The sequence below is a fragment of the Tenacibaculum sp. TC6 genome (genome assembly GCF_050606265.1).
In the GTDB taxonomy this organism is placed as follows: Bacteria; Bacteroidota; Bacteroidia; order Flavobacteriales; family Flavobacteriaceae; genus Polaribacter.
The window spans coordinates 26,644-29,603 of sequence record NZ_JBOCUK010000037.1 but is presented as its reverse complement, the minus strand read 5'-3'; the positions used below and the strand labels follow the sequence as shown (position 1 = coordinate 29,603).

At 29.2% G+C, this 2,960-nt stretch carries 3 protein-coding genes; all 3 read right to left on the bottom strand.

From position 1 onward, the window contains the following. Positions 1–315: 315 nt before the first annotated feature. The 3 genes from ACQY1Q_RS15205 to ACQY1Q_RS15195 all read right to left on the bottom strand — a co-directional run bounded on the left by ACQY1Q_RS15205 (position 316) and on the right by ACQY1Q_RS15195 (position 2,585). The gene (locus tag ACQY1Q_RS15205) at positions 316–771 is read right to left on the bottom strand and encodes a hypothetical protein (protein WP_431006182.1); all 456 of its coding nucleotides are present in this window, start codon (positions 769–771) and stop codon (positions 316–318) included. A 1-nt stretch (position 772) separates the two neighbouring features. Further along, positions 773–1,759, bottom strand: a complete 987-nt coding sequence (locus ACQY1Q_RS15200; protein ID WP_431006181.1) for a hypothetical protein — start codon at positions 1,757–1,759, stop codon at positions 773–775. Positions 1,760–1,943: 184 nt separating this feature from the next. Further along, positions 1,944–2,585: a hypothetical protein gene (locus tag ACQY1Q_RS15195; protein WP_431006180.1), complete on the bottom strand. Its 642-nt coding sequence runs from the start codon at positions 2,583–2,585 to the stop codon at positions 1,944–1,946. Positions 2,586–2,960 lie beyond the last annotated feature (375 nt).

Below are 2,960 nucleotides of genomic sequence, written 5' to 3'. Positions count from 1 at the left end.
TAAATCATATTTTCTATGCTGCTTGTTTTCAAGTATTGAGTCTACTTTAACATCTTTCTCACAATTCCATAGCAATAGCGAAATTCCAAAGAGGAAAACGCCTAGTTTTAAAAGGTTAGCAATTTGTTTCTTTCTTTTTTTCATGATATATAAAATTAAATTAGTTACAATTTTTAAAGTTTGCAAAGTACGTTACAAAACTGTTTTGTAAAACTAAGAGATAATCTGGGAATGTCTAGTTTGGTTTTTATAGATTAATTATAGTGTGCACGGATTGCAAATCCGCGCCATCGGATCTGTACTAAATAAATATGATTATTCTTCTGCTACAAAGGTTAATTTATCAATTAACCAAAAGTTTTCTTTTTTTAAAATACCTTCAACATGTGCTCCAGCAGCTTTGTAGTAAAAAGAAAAATTCATAGTTTCATTACATTTTACTTCATTCAAAGCTATTTTTACCGAATATTTATAATCACTTATATTGTTAACAAAATCTAACTTTTTACCGTTAAAAACAATATGTAAGCTGTCATTTATATATTTGGTTTTTAAAAGTTTGATAGATTTATTATTTTTAATATTGAACGTTAAAAAATCGGTTACTTCTTTATTTTTAAGTATTAAAGAAACTATATTTTCTCTTTCTTTTATGGTTAAACACTTATTTTGTTTGTTCGTTTTAGCGGTAATTTTTTTGTTTTTATTAAAATTACAGGAATATAATAAATTGAAGGTTATAAAAAGGGCAAATAAAATAGATTTTTTCATCTTATTTCTTTTTTAAATTAAATAATAGACTGTTAGGATTAACATCTTCCCCATAAACTAACATTTCAAATAAATTACCTTCTTCTAATGCTTCAGTATACTGTTTACCATCTACATTATCTCCTAAATGTACATATTCATGCAATGTAGTTACTCCTAAAAAAAACAAATACGAATCTTCTAAAGCTTGGTCACTTATATTTTGTTCTACGTCATTAACAAAATCAATATCAAGGTAAATAACATCGGGGGTTGATTTTTTAAACAATCCAACAGTTTTATAGTCTGTATTTGAACCGAAATCATCTAACTGAACAATTTTTATGGTAGGACCTTGTCCCCAAGTTAAATCTTTTTTTATTCTTTCTAAAGATAAACCTGTAATTTTTCTTATTGTATTAGTAATTAAAGAGATGTTTTTTACTTCAGGAAGTTTATTTTTTAGATATTCAGTAAATTTAGGATACAATTTTTCATAATTACTGTTAGGAGGAAATTTAAAGAAAGGAAATGTAGAAACTAAAGAATTTTCCTCTTTTGCTTTAATTAATTTTAAAACAAAATTCTTAGCCTCTTCAGAATTATTGTTTTCAATTAAAAAAGCATCTAACTGGTTTTTAAACGTTAGGTTTTCCGGTTTGTCTAAAAAAGCTGCTTCAGTAGGGGTAAGTAGTAAACCCGCTACACCGGTTAATTCACCGGGAGTTAAAATAGGTACTTCATCCATAGCAGAGCAATCTGTTCCTTCGGTACGGTTGTTTTTTACAGAGGTGGTTTTACCAAATAAAACAACGGTAGTACAAGGGTCTGTATCACCTATTACGTTTTTTAACTCTTCTAAATAAGCTCGTTTAATATCAGGTAGTGAGCCATACGTTAGTAGTTCTAACTCTAAAGTAGCTCTAATTAGTTGTAAATCACATAAAATTTGAGGGTCGGTAATAGTAACCGATAAATCTACAGGGCTTTCTCCGGTAGTAAGTAGCAATTCATTTGTAATGGTAATTTCAGTAGGGGTACAAACTCTGCTAGTAACCGTTTTAGTACCTGTACCACTATAGCCGCTACTAGCATCCCCACACTCTTTAGAGGTATGGTCTTGGTCACTGTTAGGACCATTACAACTATAATTAACTGTTTTTACAGTAGTAACGCAAAGAAAAGATTTAATTTTAACAGGGGTAAAAGAAGTGTTTAATTAAATTACCACTAGGTGAAAAATAATTGGCAACAGTACCGTTCGGGTCACTTAAAGAAAAAGAAGATTGAGTATCATTAATAGTAACCTCACTACAAGGGGTTTCACCGCCTCTTTTTAAAACGCCATCCATCTTACTTAAAAACTCACCTACGGTATAAGTTTTAATCATCCATGTATTATTAACTACTTTATGTAAGGTAGTTTTTTTATATGGGGTAGTGTATTTTTTTACATACGGAGTGCTTAAAGTACCGTCACTTTTTTGCTCTATAACCCAATTATAAAACTCATAATCACTGGTATTTTTTAAAGGTAAAAGTATACTGTAGGTTTTGTTGCCCTGTAAGTCAGTTACTTCCATGGCTGGCGTTTTGGTGTACAAAGCAGTATTAAGTTGTGCTTTTACCGTAGCGTGAGTTAAAATAGGTTCAAAAATATGTAAAATTTCCGGTAGTTTCTCCTTTTTTCTATAAGCATAGGTAGAGGTAGATTCTGTAGTAACAGCCTTAACAGGAGGTGTAACTATTTGTTCTTCATGTTTACAACTGTTTAATGTACATAGCAAGGTTACTAAAATAACCGATAGGGTAAAAAGCTTCTTTAAATTTTTCATAATTTCAAATTTTAATTAATAATTAGTTTTCAAAAATATGAGCTAAAAAAATAAAAGTAGTAAGTCAACGACTTACTTTTGGTAAGTCACTGACTTACTTTTTTGTAAAATTTTTGCAAAATTTGCACATTTGTACGCGTTTTTGTACAAAACTGTACGTAAACATGTAAAAAGTCAAAAAAATGCAGGTTTAAAAATTACGGCTGTTTTTAATAGTAAAGTAAAAAAGCTTTACCAAATAGTTTTATTCTAGTAACATGAATTTTTAGTTGTTTTTTCAATGTCATTTATAAAACTCCTGTTGTCAACCTAAAAACAAGTGTTGGTGTTTATAAAACTTTCGTTGGCAATTTAAAAACAATCAATGGCATTTAT

Excerpts from the sequence above, each read along its gene's own strand:
- ACQY1Q_RS15205 (WP_431006182.1), bottom strand. The coding sequence starts at position 771 with ATGAAAAAATCTATTTTATTTGCCCTTTTTATAACCTTCAATTTATTA.
- ACQY1Q_RS15195 (WP_431006180.1), bottom strand. The coding sequence starts at position 2,585 with ATGAAAAATTTAAAGAAGCTTTTTACCCTATCGGTTATTTTAGTAACC.